At 49.5% G+C, this 18,603-nt stretch carries 16 protein-coding genes; 14 read left to right on the forward strand and 2 right to left on the reverse strand.

Annotation, left to right across the window (positions count from 1 at the left end; translation table 11 throughout):
- Positions 1-43 precede the first annotated feature (43 nt).
- A complete protein-coding gene (locus tag ABEW34_RS20645; protein ID WP_430161230.1) occupies positions 44-388 on the reverse strand; it encodes a ribosomal protein L7/L12 in 345 nt (114 codons plus the stop codon).
- Positions 389-560: 172 nt separating this feature from the next.
- On the opposite strand from ABEW34_RS20645, the gene ABEW34_RS20650 reads away from it, so the two are divergent.
- The 14 genes from ABEW34_RS20650 (at position 561) to ABEW34_RS20715 (ending at position 18,048) form a co-directional block, all read left to right on the forward strand.
- The gene (locus tag ABEW34_RS20650; RefSeq protein ID WP_430161231.1) at positions 561-2,030 is read left to right on the forward strand and encodes a spore germination protein; all 1,470 of its coding nucleotides are present in this window, start codon (positions 561-563) and stop codon (positions 2,028-2,030) included.
- Positions 2,031-2,048: 18 nt separating this feature from the next.
- Positions 2,049-3,167, forward strand: coding sequence for a GerAB/ArcD/ProY family transporter (locus ABEW34_RS20655; RefSeq protein WP_430161232.1), 1,119 nt, complete (start codon positions 2,049-2,051; stop codon positions 3,165-3,167).
- Positions 3,142-4,320 carry a Ger(x)C family spore germination protein gene (locus tag ABEW34_RS20660; RefSeq protein ID WP_430161233.1) on the forward strand — a complete coding sequence of 393 codons (1,179 nt, stop codon included), beginning with the start codon at positions 3,142-3,144 and terminating at the stop codon, positions 4,318-4,320. Before ABEW34_RS20655 ends, ABEW34_RS20660 begins: the two co-directional genes overlap by 26 nt.
- 205 nt (positions 4,321-4,525) lie before the next feature.
- Entirely contained in the window at positions 4,526-7,990 is a 3,465-nt protein-coding gene (locus tag ABEW34_RS20665) for an S-layer homology domain-containing protein (RefSeq protein ID WP_430161234.1), read from the forward strand.
- 320 nt (positions 7,991-8,310) lie between these two features.
- Positions 8,311-9,975, forward strand: coding sequence for an AAA family ATPase (locus tag ABEW34_RS20670; protein ID WP_430161235.1), 1,665 nt, complete (start codon positions 8,311-8,313; stop codon positions 9,973-9,975).
- 27 nt (positions 9,976-10,002) lie between these two features.
- On the forward strand, positions 10,003-10,227 hold the full coding sequence (locus ABEW34_RS20675) for a DUF2997 domain-containing protein (protein WP_430161236.1): 225 nt from the start codon (positions 10,003-10,005) through the stop codon (positions 10,225-10,227).
- 12 nt (positions 10,228-10,239) lie between these two features.
- Entirely contained in the window at positions 10,240-10,983 is a 744-nt protein-coding gene (locus ABEW34_RS20680) for a hypothetical protein (RefSeq protein WP_430161237.1), read from the forward strand.
- A gap of 63 nt (positions 10,984-11,046) precedes the next feature.
- Complete coding sequence (locus ABEW34_RS20685) at positions 11,047-12,045, forward strand: helix-hairpin-helix domain-containing protein (protein WP_430161238.1); 999 nt, start codon at positions 11,047-11,049, stop codon at positions 12,043-12,045.
- A gap of 79 nt (positions 12,046-12,124) precedes the next feature.
- The gene (locus ABEW34_RS20690; RefSeq protein ID WP_430161239.1) at positions 12,125-12,715 is read left to right on the forward strand and encodes a 4Fe-4S single cluster domain-containing protein; all 591 of its coding nucleotides are present in this window, start codon (positions 12,125-12,127) and stop codon (positions 12,713-12,715) included.
- Positions 12,716-12,928: 213 nt separating this feature from the next.
- Complete coding sequence (locus tag ABEW34_RS20695; protein ID WP_430161240.1) at positions 12,929-14,584, forward strand: helix-turn-helix domain-containing protein; 1,656 nt, start codon at positions 12,929-12,931, stop codon at positions 14,582-14,584.
- A 212-nt stretch (positions 14,585-14,796) separates the two neighbouring features.
- Positions 14,797-15,774 carry an iron-hydroxamate ABC transporter substrate-binding protein gene (locus tag ABEW34_RS20700; protein WP_430161241.1) on the forward strand — a complete coding sequence of 326 codons (978 nt, stop codon included), beginning with the start codon at positions 14,797-14,799 and terminating at the stop codon, positions 15,772-15,774.
- A 33-nt stretch (positions 15,775-15,807) separates the two neighbouring features.
- The gene (locus ABEW34_RS20705) at positions 15,808-16,815 is read left to right on the forward strand and encodes a FecCD family ABC transporter permease (protein ID WP_430161242.1); all 1,008 of its coding nucleotides are present in this window, start codon (positions 15,808-15,810) and stop codon (positions 16,813-16,815) included.
- Positions 16,812-17,819 (forward strand): FecCD family ABC transporter permease, encoded by a 1,008-nt coding sequence (locus ABEW34_RS20710; RefSeq protein WP_056040924.1) that lies wholly within the window; start codon positions 16,812-16,814, stop codon positions 17,817-17,819. The genes ABEW34_RS20705 and ABEW34_RS20710 overlap by 4 nt, the downstream gene beginning before the upstream one ends.
- A 31-nt stretch (positions 17,820-17,850) precedes the next feature.
- Positions 17,851-18,048, forward strand: coding sequence for a hypothetical protein (locus tag ABEW34_RS20715; RefSeq protein WP_430161243.1), 198 nt, complete (start codon positions 17,851-17,853; stop codon positions 18,046-18,048).
- On the opposite strand, the gene ABEW34_RS20720 is transcribed toward ABEW34_RS20715, so the two are convergent.
- Entirely contained in the window at positions 18,045-18,566 is a 522-nt protein-coding gene (locus tag ABEW34_RS20720; RefSeq protein WP_430161244.1) for an alpha/beta fold hydrolase, read from the reverse strand. The genes ABEW34_RS20715 and ABEW34_RS20720 overlap by 4 nt on opposite strands.
- Positions 18,567-18,603: the final 37 nt, after the last annotated feature.

Below are 18,603 nucleotides of genomic sequence, written 5' to 3' on the forward strand. Positions count from 1 at the left end.
TCAAAATTGGAAAAGAGGCGTACAAGAGGGAACTCAAAGCGGGTCAACGCTGCCTCCGCTCCAAATCATCCACATAATTTTTGGCTTCCTTGAGGCCAACACCGCTTACATCCCGATATTCCTTGATCGCTTGAATCCTTTTTTCTGCAGCGATTAGCATAAGCAGTCGTTCATCTATATTTGCAGCTTGATTGGCAAGTGGCCTATCCGGCGAGGAGAGGGGCGATGTTCGATTTGGCTGAGAAAGTGAGGGCAATCCCTCCCGGCTGTTCGCCCTTTGAAGCTCCGATCTGATTTCATTTAGCTGCCTTTGCAGGCCGAATACTTTCAGCAGAAGCAGAAGAGACAGAATTAAAGCGCTGACAGCAATGATCTCTACAGTGTCCACTTGAAATCCCTCCTTCTTATATGATGGTTCATTATAACATAACATTTGGCTTGCTCTTGCTTTTAGAAAGGGGGCTGTACTTAGCTCAATTCACTTGCATCAAAATCCACTTATTGGGTAAAGCTAACCTCGATTATTCTCAGATATTTGCAGCTTAAGGGGGTGGCTCATCATGACGAATGACACGAAGCTGTTCGAAGAGCTTCAACATAATGTGAAGGAAATGAGAAACCGCATCGGGCACAGTCCGGACGTGGTCATTCGCTCGTTCATGATGGGTCGTCTGGGCTTTCAGGCTGCTCTTATCTACATCGATGGCTTGGTCGACAAGCAGATGATTCATGAACAAGTGCTTAAGCCGCTGTTGCATCTGGAGAAAAATGCTGCCGGATATGACAGAAGGACGGTGACAGCCGAGGCGATTATTTCGGCAGGCGAGGTGAAGGAGCAAAATCAACTTGCTGCTTGCGTGATGGAGGTGTTGTCTGGCAACACCGTCTTGTTTTTGGATGGGACAGATACGGCGCTCGTCATTGACACTCATGGCTGGGAGCGCCGCTCGATTGAGGAGCCGGTTTCGGAAGCGGTCGTGCGCGGCCCGCGGGATGGCTTCACCGAAACGTTGCGCAGCAATACAGCCATGCTTCGCCGCCGCATCAAAGACCCGAGCTTTACGATGGACATGTACAAAATCGGCAGGCGCTCCCAGACCGACATTGCTTTACTGTACATTAAAGGGCTCACAGATGATGCACTTGTGGAGGAAACCAGAAGCAGGCTGAAGCAGATTGATATTGATGATGTGCTGGAATCCGGCTATATCGAGCAGCTCGTTGAAGACAATGTGATGTCGCCATTTCCTCAGGTGCAAAATACCGAACGGCCTGACCGGGTGGCGGGCGCTTTAATGGAAGGACGGGTTGCTATTCTAATCGATGGCACCCCTATTGCCCTCATTGTGCCCGTAACGTTTGCGATGATGATGAGCTCGCCAGAGGATTATTATGAGCGCTGGCTGCCTTCCTCGCTCATTCGGCTGCTGCGTTATGGAGCAGCCTTTATCGCTCTGTTCCTGCCTTCGCTGTATATTGCTCTTATTTCCTATAACCATGGACTCATTCCAACCAAGCTGGCCATATCGATTGCTGCAGGCAGAGAGGGCGTGCCGTTTCCCTCTATTGTAGAAGCGCTCATTATGGAAATCACTCTTGAAATTTTGCGCGAGGCGGGGCTGCGGCTGCCAAAGCCGATTGGACAAGCGGTTGGCATCGTCGGAGGACTTGTCATTGGTCAAGCTGCAGTACAGGCTGCAATTGTCAGTCCGATTATGGTTATCGTCGTGGCGCTGACGGCGATATCCTCGTTTGCTTTTCCACAGTATGGGGCGGGTCTGGCGATTCGCATTTTGCGTTTTGGCATGATGATGGCTGCTGCGGTACTGGGCCTTTATGGGGTCATTTTGTTTTATATTTTGATCACCGTTCATATGACCAGGCTTAAAAGCTTCGGCGTACCTTACCTCTCGCCGTTTGTGCCAGCGCGTCCTTCGCAATGGAAGGACCTTTTCCTCCGCTTTCCGCTCCATATGTTAAAACGTCGTCCCGCCATGGTCAGCCCTCAGGACGAGAAGCGGCAGAAATAGAGACAAGGGGAATGCAGTATGAAGACAAAGGATAGGAGCAAGGAATCGATTACCACTACTCAAGCCGCGATGATGACTTCGAAAGCCATGATCGGCACTGGCATCTTAGTGCTGCCACAAAGCATTGGAAAAAGTGTGGGAACGCCCGACGGGTGGCTGTCCGTTCTGCTTAGCGGCATACTGGCTATGATTTTCGGCTTTTTTATTGTAAAGCTTAGCCAGCGCTTTCCCGGCAAAACCTATTATCAATACAGCCAGGAAATTGTCGGTAAATGGATCGGTTCCTTCATTGGGGCAGGGATGTGCCTGTATTATATTTTTTCCTCTGGCTACTTGCTGCGTGTTATGGGGGAAGTTGTGCGCATGTATTTGCTGGATAAAACGCCGATCTCCATTATCATGCTCACATTTATGGGAGTGGCCATCTATATGACGACAGCCGGGATCAATGCGATCGCACAGCTTATCGAGATTTTTTTGCCGATTATAGTCCTGATTATGGTTGTTTTTATCATTTTCAGCTTTCGTGACTTTGAGCTGGACAATTTGCGCCCGGTATTGGGGGAAGGCATTATGCCGGTGCTGAAAGGAATTGAGCCATCGATTTTGTCCTACAGTGGGTTTGAAGTGATGCTGTTTGTGACGGCCTTCATGACGGATGCGCGCCAGGCACTCAAGGCGACCTTCGCCGGAATCGGTTTGACGGCGGTGCTATATACGCTGATTGTTGCTGTTGCAATTGGCTCCTTAACGGTGGAGGAAGTGCAGACCGTAACATGGCCAACGATGTCAGTCGCAATGAATATTGAGCTGCCCGGCGGTTTTTTCGAGCGATTTGAGTCTTTATTTACCGTATTGTGGGTTATATCGATGTTTACCGCCTTCGTGATGTACCATTATGGAGGGAGCTTGGGGTTTGGACAGCTAACGGGCAAAAAGTTTCAACTATTCGCCTATTTGTCTTTGCCTTGTATTTTTTTGATTGCCATTTGGCCGAGCAATTTGAACAAGCTGTTTAAGCTTGGCGACTATATCGGTTATGCTTCGTTTTTCATGTTCGGCACCATTCCCGTTCTTTTTTGGATAGTGGCGGCGGTGAGGAGGGTGGGGCATGGAACTAAAAATAAGGGCGCGTAATAGGTCTGCCCTGCTGCTCCTATTCGTCATTCCTTTGCTGCTGACGGGCTGCTGGGATCGTAATGAAATTGAGGAAACGGGTATTGCGCTTGGAATAGGCATCGATTTTCCAACTGGACAAGAGGAAGGGGCTAGGCCGATCATCGCCATGACCCATCAATTTGCCCTGCCTAACCAGTTTTCAGAGAGCACCAGCAGCAAGGTGCAGAAGGATTACGTCAACATGTCCAGTGCTGGGCCAATCGTCTTCGATAACATTAGAGAGCTGTCTACTCGATCTGCAAGGCCGCCTAATTATGAGCATCTGCAAGTCATTGTTTTTAGCGAGAAAGCGGCTCGGGAGATTGATTTGAAAAATGTTATTAACTTTTTTCTGCGTAATACCGAAACAAGGCGATCGATCCGCGTCGTCATTTCCCATGGGAAGGCGAGCAATATTCTCCAACAGCAGAAGAGTACGAAAACCCCGGCTTTGGAGCTGCGCGAGCTAACGGACAACTATCGCAAGTCGCTGCGCATCCCTCCAGCGCTAACGCTTGGCAATATGTCGGAGCATCTGACCGGGCAGTCCAGCTTTGTCATGCAAGGTGTGACCAGCTTGCCGGAGGGGGCGAAGCTCTCGGGTGGAGCCGTCATTAAGGGCACTACAGCTCGGATGATCGGCTTTCTCAGTGAAATCGAGACGGTAGGGCTGAACTGGCTGCTTGGCAACAATCACTCTAATGGCATTGTGGAGGGGATTGAGCCGGACAGCGGCGCCATGCTTGGTTATGAGGTACGGAAGATGACGTCCAGCATTCAGCCGATCGTCCAGGGGGACGAAATTTCTTTTCAGGTGAAGATTAAGACAACGGGCAAGCTGCGGGAGGATTGGGCATTTCCTGGCGATGCATTTGATGCTGATTTCATCGATCGCGCAGAGGAGGCTACTGCGGCCATGATTAAGCAAATGGCGGAAAAAGCGCTCGCCAAGACGCAGCGCCAGTACAAGGTTGATGTAGCGGGCTTCGGCAAGCGCCTCAGCATTAAGAGGCCTGCAGTATGGAAGCGGGTAAAGGATGGCTGGGAGGAGCGCTTTAGCCGAATGCCTGTTTCTATTGAGGTGGAAGTCGATATTCAGGAGTTTGGCACAAGAGGAACGAAGCGAAATTAGGCCGCGTTGAAGACAAGGAGAATATAGTCGACAGCGCGGTATTTGCATTGTAATGAATAGAATAAAAAATATAAATCCCCCTCTTATTTTATGGTAGAATTGTTGAGATTAATACAGTTTAGCTTATTATAATGGTACATAAAGCGCCAGAATCTATCATTATTTAAGCAATCCGTAATAGCGATATTTATAGAGGGGGATTTTTGTGAAAAGATGGTTTGCTGCAATGATGGTTGTCATTCTATTTGTATATCCTATGCTGCTGCCTTCAAAGGCATATGCAGCTGGCACAATGTTCACATCCGTTGCTTCACAACTGAGCACGACAATGGCACTGGATGCAAACGGTCAAATTTGGGCGTGGGGCAGCAACATTTCCGGTCAATTTGGAGATGGGACAAGCGTTTCCTCGCGTACTCCGAAAAAGATTACGGTCATGGATAATGGAGTACCTGTGACGTTCAAGGAAGTGAAGCCGGGCTTCGACTCCGCCCTGGCCTTGGACACGAGCGGACAGCTGTGGTCGACAGGAGATAATGGACAGGGTCAATTGGGACTTGGCACTGGGACTGCGAGTACGATGGTCTGGACCAAGGTTGAAGTGATGGATGGCGGTACAGCTGTCACCTTTAAGAAAATCGCCGCCCTGCGCTACAGCTCACTTGCTTTGGACAGCAATGGAAAGCTGTGGATATGGGGTTTCAGAACGTGGACGCCTGATCCGTATGTCCCTTCTAAAATGGGATTGACTGACGGCAATGGAGATCCTGCCATTTTTGAAACGCTGGAGGGCAATGAAGAAAGCGGGCTCGCAATCGATTCGACGGAGCATATTTGGGAGATTTTCAATTCCCAGTATATGCCCTCGCGATTATCGGTGATGGATGGGGCGGTGGAAGCCGAATTTCAATCGATTGCAGTCGGAGCAGGCCATGGGACGGGTACATTTCTGATGCTAGCTATTGATAACATCGGCAACGTATGGACCTGGGGAGGCAACGATCAAGGGCAGCTGGGGGATGGAAATATTTCCGTCGGCAGATGGTTCCCGGAGAAAAATCCGGTTCTAGACAATGGAAATCCGGTGAAGTTCACACAGGTTGCAGGAGGCAACAAGCATGTTCTGGCGCTTGATGAAAACGGTGATATGTGGACATGGGGATTAAATGCTGCCGGGCAGCTTGGAGACGGCACAACATTAAATTCCGCTCCCCATAAAGTAGCCGTATCGGATAATGGTACGTCTTTTCAATTTGTCTCTCTGACTGCCGGCTTTAATGTATCATATGGTCTTGATCAAGACGGCCGCTTATGGTCGTGGGGAAGTGAATATATGCTTGGTGATGGGGGTAATGGCATTGGGGTGCAAGCAACGCCTGAAAAAATATTTTTGCAGCCTGCGGTCACACTGCAAACATCGGTAGCATCGTCTACCTATCTCCAGCCCATTACTTTGACCGCTTCCCTTACTGGTGATCTCGACATTCCGACAGGGAACGTTGAGTTCAGGGACGGGGGCTTGCTGCTGGGCTCCTCTTCACTTGCTGCGAACGGAACGGCAACATTAACGGTTTCATCTCTGCAACCGGGCACTCACGGCTTGACTGCACATTATGCAGGTGATGACATTTACTCATCGAGTACAACGAGCAACCTGGCCTTTCAGGTGACGATGCCGGATGCCCCGGCTATTTCTATAACGCCATCAACGACAGCACAGACGAATGATCCGGTAACGCTGAACGTGACCACTTCTACCTACGGCATTGGCAATTTGCTGTATAGCTTGAAATGGCTTCCGGGCGATCATAGTGCGGCCGCATTTGCGGGTGCTGGAACCGACATATTGGCTGCTGGAAGCTTTGATGTGGCCAGCAATGGCAGCTATACGGTTTACGCCAAGGATTTAGCGGGCAATGAAACGGTGAGAAAAACGGAGGTTGCGAACATTGTTCCACTGCCAAACAACAGCCTCATCAGCCCCTTGGCTGCCAGCTTTGATAAATACACGGGAGCAGTGGCAAATGTTGACGTGGCGACGGGGCTGACGCTGAACGGCAACACGCTTAGCAGCATTGCTAACGGCGCAGCGGCGCTCGCTCAAGGAACGGATTATACCGTAACAGGGAGCACTGTAACGATTTTGAAATCATACATGATGACGCAGCCAGTTGGTATAACGAGCCTGACGTTTACGTTCAGTGGAGGAGCAGATCAGACGCTAGCGATAGCGGTAGGCGATTCTACGCCAAGCCCGACACCGACACCGAGTGCAACACCAAGCCCGACATCAACACCAAGCCCGACATCAACACCAAGCCCTGCTCCAACGGCAGCACCGACACCATCACAAAATCCAGCTTCGACTACTGCTGCTGAACGTCCTAACTATCAAATTGTAACGGATTCATCAGGCAGAGTTGTGGTCATCGTTGATCCTTCTGTACTGGCAACCGAGAAGCAACCGGATGGAACGAATGTTCAAAAGCTGATGGTCCCGGAAAATATTTTGAATCAGGCTGCTGGCCAGTTAAAGGACCCAGCGAACCCGATTATTATAATTAGAATCGACAATAAGGAAAGCGCCGTTCAGGTGCAGCTTCCGGCTTCATCGATTGCAGCTATTGGGAAGTCTTTCCCGAATGCCGTAATCGAGGTCGAATTAAAAGGCTCCAGCATGCAGCTTAAGGCTAGCGTGCTTGATCTGGAGAATCTGGCGAAGCGGCTTGGCGTTTCCGTATCCGATTTGAAAATCAATTCGACGATGGAGCAAGTCAGCGATACTGTGCGCAATGAGCTTGTGCGGGTTGGAAATGACAAAGGGTTCAGTCTCCTAGGCAGTGTCGTTGATTTCAAAGTAACGGCTGAAGCGAACGGGCAGACGGTTGACATTAGCGATTTTGGTGGGACGTATATGGTTCAAGCCATTGTGATTGATCAGGCAGTCGCGGGAGATTTGGTTTTTGCCGTGCATTATGATTCTGCGACTAGACAGGTTTCATATATTCCAACCCAATGGGGCGAAAGAAACAATGGCAGCAAGCAGGCCGTCATGAGAACCCCTCATCATAGCATCTATGCTGTAATCAGAACGGACGGGCCGTCTTTTGCCGACATGCAAGGGCACTGGGCAAAAGCGGATGTCGAGCAGCTTGCTGCCAGATTCATTGTTAATGGCATTTCCGCTGAGCGTTTCGCTCCGAATGAAAGTATTACGCGGGCTGAATTTGCTTCTTTACTCGTGCGCGGAATGGGAATCTCTTTAAAGCATGACTCCGCGTATAAAGGTTTTACGGATATAGCCCCGACTGCATGGTATGCTTCTGCGGTAGAAGCAGCAGTAAGAGCCGGACTTGTTCAAGGACTAACCTCAGAGCGCTTTGGGCCCAATGAGCAGATCAGCCGGGAACAGATGGCGGTTATGATTGCCAGAGCAATGACGATTGTCTCTAAAGACGGATCTGAGCCAGTAGATAGCGGGGCGCAGGCTGCATTTGCCGATCAGGAACTGATCTCCCCGTGGGCTGAGGCCGCAGTAGCCGAGACAGCTAAAGCTGGGATTATTACCGGAATGGCCGGCCAAACATTCGCGCCTAAAGACTTTGCAACTAGAGCGCAGGCGGCAGTGATGCTGAATAGATTTTTGCAAGCAGCGGGATTTATCGGTTAATCCGATTCAAAATGTTTCATGTTAACGACTAGGCAAAAGGCATCTGCAGCTCGCAGGTGCTTTATTGCTATTTTCACACCTTTTACAGCTGCCTAGAGGGTGAAATAACGAACCGAAACGCCCAGCAGGGCAGGAAACAAGACGAATTATGTCGAACTTTTTTAAAATATAAGCACTTATAAGTTTCCCCCTTATACTCCGCTTATATTTCACCGCGAAACGTTAGCTTTACCGCCAGAGGACGGCTTTCGGCCGTTTACGCTTGTATAGAATGTTTTGTCAAATAAGTATCCTAGTTTCATAGAGGGGCCAGTAAACATATGGGAGAAACATCATTATTAGAGTTCAAAAAGCATTTGTCGAACTTAATGCGAGCACGATTTCCGTTCATATACATCCCAACTTGGGAAGAGGAACGCGCCTTATCGGTGATTGATTCCGCTGTGAAAAATGAAGCTTTAATTAAAACGGTTCGTAAAGTATTTATATGGAGCATGACAGATGGTCTGGCTGAAGAGGGCCAGCGTGGCCGGGAGGAATCCAAATCTGCGCTCCGCTGTCTGGAAATGATTGAAGCGTACGAGGAACCGGCTGTATTTGTCCTTAAAGATTTTCATGTATTTCTAGGTGGCGGGGGAAAACCGGCCGACAATCAGATTATACGTAAAATTCGCGATCTCATTCCGGCATTGAAGAGGAGCATTAATCCGAAAAATGTTATCATCCTGAGCCCGACGCTCACCCTGCCTTCGGATTTGCAAAAGGAAATTACGATTGTTGATTTCGAATTGCCGACCTTTGTTGAAATGAAAAGCATGCTGATCGAAATGGTCGAGGCTAATCAGGCTAGCGGACGCATAATAATCGATTTAACGATGGAAGACGTGGAACGGCTGGCGAAGGCGGCGCTTGGTTTAACGCTGCATGAGGCGGAAAATGCTTTTGCTCTGGCCATGGTTGAGGACGGCAAGCTCGATAAGCATGATGTGGAAATTATTTTGGAAGAGAAACGCCAAATTATTAAAAAGTCCGAGATTTTGGAATTCATCAAATCGGATTTGAAAATCGAGGACGTAGGCGGGCTGGAAAATTTAAAGCGCTGGCTGCTGAAGCGCAATAAATCTTGGCTGGATTCGGCCGCAGAATATGGGCTGCCTGCACCGAAGGGCGTGCTGATTACAGGCGTGCCTGGCTGTGGAAAAAGCTTAATTGCCAAAGCGATCAGCGCCATGTGGAAGCTGCCGCTGCTGCGTCTGGACGTAGGTCAAATATTCAGCGGCATTGTTGGCAGCAGTGAGGAAAATATGCGCAAAGCGATTAAAACGGTCGAGGCGATTTCTCCGTCTATCCTTTGGATTGATGAAATTGAAAAAGGGTTTAGCGGCATGACGGGGAGCGGCGACAGCGGGACATCGAATCGTGTATTTGGCACCTTTCTGACATGGATGCAGGAGAAAACAAAGCCGGTTTTCGTCATCGCCACCGCTAACAACATTCATGCACTGCCTGCAGAAATGCTGAGAAAGGGCCGTTTTGACGAAATTTTTTTCGTGGATATTCCTACCTATAAAGAACGGAAAGATATTTTCAGGCTGCATATTGTGAAAAGACTTAAATCTCCCAAATCGGTGGGCGACTTTCAGCTGACGGATGAGCATCTTGACCTTTTAGCCAGCATGACCGAGGGGTATGTAGGGGCGGAAGTGGAGCAAATCATCATTAGTGCGATGTTTGAGGCTTTTTCAGAGGATCGAAGCATTCAGCTTGAAGATTTCAAGAAATCGATTCAAACGATGGTGCCGCTATCGGTCACGCAAGCCGAACAAATTCAAGGCATACGCGAATGGGCCAATGTCCGCGCCGTTGCCGCAACACCGCAAGAGGACCGGGAGGAATACAGGTTGGAGCTGGACAAGCCGGAAACGCCTGAACCGAAGGAAGAGGATGTAAAGCTGAAACGAGGCGGCAGAGCGATAGATTTTTAAGATCGATACGAGAAGGAGGCTGGTAGTATGCCATCCAAACAAATTCGCGTCCGCATTTACCCCGACGGTAGAATTGAAGCGGACGTAATGGGGATAAAGGGAAAAGGATGCACCGACTACATTAGCATTCTTGAGCAACTGCTGGATGCAGAAACGATAGACTCCGAATATACAGCCGAATATTATGAGTCGGAACAGACGGCCTTGGAGCAAAATCAAATCCATTCGACGGAGCAAAATCAAAAGAAATAAGGGGGCATGAAGATGTCAGTTTCTCTCGCGCTTATCCCTGTTGCATTAACACTGCGGGTTGTCATGGGGAAGAAAAACTTTGAAAATTTTGCAAATTCGATGCAGGTGAAGGAGCCGACCAACTTTCGAAATGAATTGGAGCTTGTGCGGACTGTACGGAAAGCAGGCTATGATGCGGAGAAGTGGCTCGGTATCATTAAAACTCATATCGACGGGGACAAGCAATTTATTACCTGGGAGCATGTGGATGGAAAATGGCAAGCCATATTTACAAAGTTGGATTCAAGAGAAATGATTGAGTCGTTTATGCACAGCATCAACTATGGAGCAGGCCGCAACGTATTTGATTCCACCGCTGTTGGTTATTCTGCGAGGCCCATCCAATTGGCTCCAGCAGCACAGCTGCCTTCATATCCAACGAATTTCCGCGACGGCGAGCTATTGTTTCGTACCCTTAAAGAGTTTGGAGTCAATCCGCTTCGTCAAGACGATGCTATTATTTGCAAGGTGGAGCGATCCGTACTAACCTTTCGCCAGTTCGATGACCATCCATTTCAAGTAGAGATTCAAAACCCGCCAGACTTAAAAACGATATATGAATATTTATCAGATGTGGATGAGGATTACAAGCGCTGCTTGCAGGATATGGTATATCAAAAGCTCATAAAGCGTGCAGCAGAGAAAAAGATGTCGGTTGAAAGTGAGCAGGTGCTGGAGGACAACTCGATTGTGATTACACTGAATGTTGAGAGGTGACGGGCATGAAGAGAACAATCGATGTAATACGTTTGGCTGGGTGAATGTTAGGGGGTGACTAGCTTGAGAGAAATAAATATTAATCATCTGATCGATATTTGCGCTGGATACTCGGGGGCCAAGTATTATGTGGCAGAAATGGTGCCTACGAAAAAATTAAAAAATGCCCGCATTCATTTTCCTATTCCGGCTAATGAGTATGTGATTGCACTTATGGATACAACTGTTTTTGGAAGCTGTAAACGAGGCATGGCGATTGGTCTTAATGGCGTGTACTGGAGAAATGATTGGACCGTCAAATCCCATCGATCTAGCTTAAGCTGGATGGAGTTTCTTCATGCCAGAATAAAAAAGATCAGCAAGTATGAGATGGAGTTTGGCAGGGGGGATATCTATAGTGTATTGGGAGAAGCAATCAAGCTGGATGATCTCATCCAACTGCTTCAGCGGTTGCAATCCTATATTGGAAGAGAAGCCGATCCTTCTTTGTTGACAGGAAGTGAAGTCAGCTCCTCCCTGCTCTCTGATCCGGGTGAGGTGTGGATGGTAGGCGCCGCTGGCGAGCAGTACGGACCCTATAGTGCCTTCGCACTGAAAAATATAATAGAAGAAAAACAGCTGCAGCTGACAGAAACATTTGTATGGAAGCCAGGGATGGCGCAGTGGGTACCCCTATTGAAGAATAAGGAGCTAATCCCTTTATTCATGCCCGCTCTGGTTGCTCCGATGCCAATAACCGTATCCCAAGCTCCAACGCTGGATTTAGATGCAGAAGTGGACAAGGTGCTAGATGCAGATGCGTTGCTGGGCGGCAATGAGTCATCCGAGCGAATTGATATCAACAGAGCATCGATGGAGCAGCTGCTTGATCTTCCAGCCATTGGCGTTGTAGGTGCAAAACGTATTATGCAGGAAAGAGAGCGGAATGGCGGCTTTGAGAACGTAGAGCAATTAGGCCAACTGCTCGATTTAAAACCTCATCATGTTGAACGTATACGTCCAATGATCATATTTTGCCCTTTGCAGCAACGCACAAGCACAGGGCGGATCGTGGATTATTAAAGGGAGGAGCAAGTGAAATGGCAGAGCTTGATTTGATGCAAAAGAAGCCGATTGGCGTTAACCGCTTGGAGCTGCGCTAATGGTGCTGCGCGTGCATCGTTTTCTTCCCTCAACAGCCGTTGAGGGACCCGGTATTCGTGCCTGCCTTCAAGTGCAAGGCTGCCCGATTCATTGCCCTGGCTGCGCTGTACCGTTCACATGGCCGGAAGACGGCGGCATAACGATGGAGGTTGAACAGCTTGCAGCACACATATTAAATGGACCCGAAGTAGAGGGAATTACCTTTCTGGGAGGAGAGCCGTTCGAGCAGGCGGGCGAATTAGCGCGGCTTGCCCGTAATTTGCGGGCATCTGGCTTGTCGGTGATGACCTTTACCGGTTATTTAGTGGAAAATTTGCGGAGTGCCGGCAGGGCGGATTGGATGGAGCTGCTTGCGGTTACCGACTTGCTCATTGACGGGCCATTCGAACGGGAACGCCTCGATACGAGCAGGCCGTGGGTTGGTTCGGCCAATCAACGCTACCATTTTCTCACTGATCGCTACATCGACCTCAAAGAAAAATTAACAGACATTCCAAACCGGCTGGAAGTACGCATTACGCCAGATGGAAGAGTGATGATCAATGGCTTGGCTGAGCTGAAGGATTTAAGGGCATTATTGGATCTGTGAGAACTTATTAATCGTAATATTGTACAATTTCGTAACGCTTGGTGATCCGAGCGTTTTTTTTGTATGCAAAAGCATAAAATATGCGCGAAGCAGCATCTCTTTTTCACTATGCTTATAAATTTTCAAGGCTATAGCTATTTTTTTATATAATCGGGATAATAGTGGTTAGTATAATAGAAGGTCCATAAATAGATCACATCGGGGGCTGTAAGGATGAATCATGTTGAGTTGGAGTGGGCGGAGTCTCATTATCCACTATATACTGCTGAGAGCATTCATTCGCTGTACAGCACTTCAAATATGCCCATGTATAAAATAAATGAGAATGCAGCCTCGCTCCTGGCGATTGCCAGCGGCAAAGGCACGCTCACGATGAACGATCAGACGTATGAGCTGGCGGAAGGCAGTGTTATCGTTCTCCCCGCGCAAAGCCACGTGTCTTTAGTGACTAGCACGGTGCAGCCGCTGCATGCCTATAAGCTGGTAATTGGCACAATCGAGCAGCAGCGCTCTTTATCCGCAGGTGCCATCGTACGGAAAAGCGAGGTAGCCGGTGGCCTGAACAGTCTGTTTATTCCTCATGCGCCAGTCGTTGTCTCGCAGATGGAGGAGCTGTATGTCCATCGACTGCCTGCGCATGAGGTACGTCATATGCAAAATCAAATTCTTTTTCACCAAATACTGCTGTACTTGCTGGAGCGGATGGACGCCAAATATGCAACGAGCGATAAACCGTCAATGGAGCGAAGCATCGCATATATGGAGAACCATTTTAATGAAAAAATAACACGGGAGCAGCTGGCGGCAATGGCTGGGGTCAGTCCGTCGCATTATTCGACCTTGTTTAAGCAGCTTAACGGCTTTTCGCCTAATGAATATTTGTCACGGCTGCGCGTCCACCGCGCCAAGGAGCTGCTAATTAACGGTTCGGGCACGCTTAGGGAAATTGCGCTTAAGGTAGGCTACCATGATGAGTTTTATTTGAGCCGGCGCTTCAAGCAGCAGACGGGTGCTGCTCCTTCAGGGTATAGCCGGGACTCTTTGCAGCATGTAGCCGTGCTGCTCCTTCCTTACGCCAGCCATTTAATGCTGCTTGGGCTGGAGCCTGCCGTTGCGATTACGGAAAGCAGCGAATATGTGAGCACCACAGATATGCCGCCTCCGCAAACGATGAGGTTCATCCATGCCGAGAGCTCGACTGAACAGGTGAAATCGGTATTGCTGGATGCCAAGGTTGAGCTCATTATTGCCGCGAAGCAGCATTTGCAGCAGTATGGGCTGAGGCCAGAGCAGCTGCGGATGATAGCGCCTGTCGTGGAAATTTCATGGATGAACATGGGGTGGAAGGAGCATTTGCGGCTCATTGCCCAAGCGGTGCAGCGAGCGAGTGTGGCAGAGCAGTGGCTCAGCACGTTTGAGCATGAGGAGCAGCAGGCGCGTGCTCTCGTCCAGCAAAGCCCCGCCGCGAGCGAGATAATTACCATACTGGTCATAAAGCCGGAGCGGCTGCTCATATATGGGGCGCGAAATGTAGGATATGTGCTGTATCAATCTCTTGGCCTGCGGCCGCCAACCCGGATAGTGGAGGAAATGGACAAGCTGGGAGAGCAATTTCATTCTGTGCCGATTGAGGCAGCGGAGCTTGCGGAATATGCGGGGGACCGGATCTTGGTCATTGCGTTTCCAGATGAGAAGGGCTCAACGCTCCATGCGCAGAAAACGTTTGAGTCGCCGTATTGGCTCAGTCTTCCCGCAGTGAAGCAAAAGAAAGTACATGTGCTGGATAAGGACGAATGGGTGCCATACAACCCGATTTCGATTCGGCTGCAGCTTGGTCGTGCGGTAGCTTTATTTACGGGCAGCCAATAGTCCAAGCTATTTTTCAAACAAAAAGGCATGGCTTTGCGCATAGGTGACCTCTATAATGATGAAAGCAAATGCGAATGATTTTCATAATCACAAGGTGGAACGGCTGTTGCCGTCCTTTGGCGGTGCAGCGCGTTTCAGTCCGGGAAATATAGAGAAAGGATAGAAAAATCATATATATTCCTATATTTTTAAAAAAGGGAGAGAGTCATCTTATGAAAAAGCTTTTTATTCCGCTTCTACTTCTTATGGCGGTTGCACTTAGCGCTTGCAGCGGAAATCAATCGGGCAATGCCGGAGCTGCTGGGAATGCGGGCAACAGCAGCAATACGGGCAATACTAGCGCGTCAGCAGCACCTTCGGCAGAGGCGGAATCTGCAACGTTTACGTATCAATCCGAGAATGGTCCAGTCGAGGTGCCGACAAATCCGCAGCGCGTCGTCGTGCTGACGAGATTTTTGACGGGCAACGTCATGGCTCTGGGTGTGCCTTTAGTCGGTGCGGATGAAATGTCCAAGTCGAACCCGAATTTTGAAGAGAAGTTAAAGGGTGTTGAGGCGGTTTCCGACGAAAGTGTTGAAAAAATTATCGAGCTGCAGCCTGATCTGATTATCGGGCTTTCCGACATTAAAAATATTGAAAAATTCAAGCAAATCGCTCCTACGGTTACTTTTACGTACAACAAGGTCGATTATTTGACGCAGCAGCTTGAAATCGGTAAATTGCTGAATAAAGAAAAAGAAGCGCAAGCCTGGGTCGATGATTTTTCCGCAAGAACGAAAAAAGCGGGCGAAGAAATTAGAGCGAAGGTCGGCGACAATGTGACGGTTTCGGTTATCGAAACGTTCAATAAGCAGCTTTACGTTTACGGCTATAATTTTGGCCGTGGCACCGAACTGCTTTATGGCGATCTTGGTCTTGGCATGCCGGAAAAAGTAAAGGAAGGCACGAAAACGGACGGTTATTTCGCCGTATCGACCGAAGTTCTGAAGGATTATATGGGCGATTACGTCATTTTCAGTAAAAATGCGGATGAAGACAATTCGTTCCAAAATACCGAAATTTACAAAAGCGTCCCTGCCGTCGTAAACAACCACGTCTTTGAGGTTGATGCGAAAGGGTTTTATTTCAACGATCCATTGAGCTTGGAGTATCAGCTTGCGTTTTTCAAACAAAGCTTTCTCGGCCAATAATCCTATCCCATTCGAAGAAAAGATGAGATTGAATTGAAAAAGAAACAAGGCGCATTTTCGTTTTCCTGGAAGCTGGCTGGCAGCGGATTGCTGCTGGTCGTATGCTTCATTCTTTCGCTTCTATTAGGAGCGAAGGAAATTCATTTGCAGGACTTATGGCTTGCTCTGACTACCGATTCCAAGGCCGACAATCTTCTCGTCCTGCGTGAAATTCGGGTGCCGCGCGAGCTTGCCGCTATTTTGGTTGGGGCGGCTTTTGCTGTATCTGGCGCGATCATGCAAGGAATAACCCGCAATCCGCTCGCTGATCCGGGCTTGCTGGGTTTAACCTCGGGCGCGAACATGGGGCTGGCGCTGACCTTTATATTTTTGCCAGGGCTAGGTTATTTCGGCATGATGATCGCCTGCTTTCTCGGTGCTGCTTTGGGGGCCGCTTTAGTGTTCATCCTTAGCTCCATGCGCCGGGGCAGCCTGTCTCCGATGCGGATTGTGCTGGCGGGCGCGGCGATTTCAGCCTTTCTCTACGCCATTTCAAGCGGTATTAGCCTTGCCTTCAAAATATCCAAGGATGTGTCTATGTGGACGGCTGGCGGCTTGATTGGTACGACTTGGGGACAGCTTCAAGCGATCGCTCCGGTTATTTTGATCGGCATACTGGTGGCGCTTATGCTCTCGAGCCAGCTGACGATTTTGAGCCTAAGTGATGATGTGGCGGTTGGTCTTGGGCAAAGGCTTGTACAAATCAAAGCGATTTTGTTTGTACTTATCATTTTGCTTACGGGGGCGGCGGTTGCGCTGGTTGGAAACATTGCTTTCGTGGGCTTAATGATTCCCCATATCGTCCGCTTGGTCGTTGGAACCGACTATCGGAATATCATGCCGATTTCGGTATTTATAGGCGCTTCCTTTATGCTGCTTGCCGATACGCTTGCCCGCACTATTAATGCGCCTTATGAGACGCCAATGGCCGCGATTGTGGCGATGGTGGGCTTGCCTTTTTTCCTGATTGTCGTGCGTAAAGGAGGCAAAGCTTTCTCATGATTCCACGTACACTAGCTCGTAAACAACGTTTGATTTTGCTTGTCGGCTTAGGGTTAATCGCCGTGGTTGCGGTGGTGAGCATGGGCTTAGGCTATGCATCTCTATCCTTTGACCGGCTGCTTCCCGTTTTGCTTGGGCAAGGCACGTTTAAAGAGGAGTTTGTGCTGTTTTCGGTACGGCTGCCGCGTATCTTTATTACCTTGCTTTCGGGAATGGCGCTCGCTTTATCCGGTTCGATTTTGCAGAGCGTAACCCGCAACGAGCTGGCGGACCCAGGCATCATTGGCATTAATTCCGGCGCAGGCGTAGGCATTGCGATTTTCTTTCTGTATGTTCCGGTGAGCGTCGGATCATTTGTTTATGTTTTGCCGGTAGTTGCCTTTATCGGGGCCTTGCTTACGGCTGCACTTATCTATGCTTTCTCATACAGCAGAAGCCGCGGACTTGATCCGATACGTCTGGTGCTGGTCGGCGTCGGCTTTTCTCTGGCGCTGTCGGGTATTATGATCGTCATCATTTCCGCAGCGGAACGCTCCAAGGTCGATTTTATATCCAAGTGGCTGGCAGGAAACATATGGGGAACGGATTGGCCGTTTATTTGGGCGCTGCTTCCTTGGCTCATCCTGCTCATTCCGTTCACACTGTATAAAGCTCAGCGGCTCAATCTGCTCAGCTTGAACGAGGAATCGGCGCGGGGTGTCGGCTTGAATCTTGAACGTGAGCGTCTCATGCTGATTGTAACAGCCGTAGCCTCTGCTGCTGCTGCGGTATCTGTGACGGGCGGCATCGCTTTCGTGGGGCTAATGGCTCCGCATATTGCAAAGACGCTGGTTGGTCCGCGCAATCAGCTGTTTATTCCGGTCGCTGTGCTGCTCGGCGGGCTGTTGCTGCTGCTCTCGGATACGATTGGCCGCAACATTGTCGATCCTGATGGCATCCCGGCTGGCATCATGGTATCGTTGATCGGCGTACCGTATTTTGCATATTTGCTGTTGAAAAAATAGCGTGGCTTCAGCACGAAAAGCTCTGCACCATGTGGAAGAAGTTCCACTGGAGCAGGGCTTTTTCTCTTACACGTTCATCTTCAAAATTTCTTCAACGATAATAGCTGGATCGGTGAACATGACGAGATGGCCAGAATGGGGAGCTTCGACAAATCTGACGCCCGGCAAGGAGGCCGCTGGAGGCTTGGTGCGAAGCGAGGCCAAATCGTCCAGAATTGGCGTTAGTTAAGCAGCCATCGTGCTCACAGCTGCAATCGTAAAATCCTCCTTGCGATGATCCGCTGCTACATCGGCAGGCTGGACGCTGCCGGGGCGGCTGCCGAACAGGCGATATAGACCGAGCCGCGCCAATAGCGGAAAAAGCACTCGGCTCATCGCAAACCGTTTAGCGGCAGCTTTGTCGAAATACATTGCGCAATTTTCGTCGGACTGGTCGACCAATACAATACCGCGCATGCGTGAAGGATTTGCCGCTGCTGCGGCGCGAACAATCGGGCCACCCCAGCTGTGGCCCACGAGAATGAAGGGGCCAGTGCCAAGGGCATCGAGCAAAACGCCGAGGTCCTTGGCGAGCCTATGAAGCGTGCGGGGAGCCGTATCGGCATCGCTGCGTCCGCTGCCCGCACGGTCATATTCGGCGGCGCGAGCATGCTTGGCAACGATTGGTTGAACGAGGCCCCAGGTCGAGCGGGAAAAACCCATGCCTGATTCAAAAACGACCGTCAGCTTGCTGCTTCCTTTAACCATATAATGCAGCTTGCTTCAATCGCCAGTGGTGACATAT

The sequence above is a fragment of the Paenibacillus algorifonticola genome (genome assembly GCF_050481745.1).
GTDB lineage: Bacteria > Bacillota > Bacilli > Paenibacillales > Paenibacillaceae > Pristimantibacillus > Pristimantibacillus algorifonticola_A.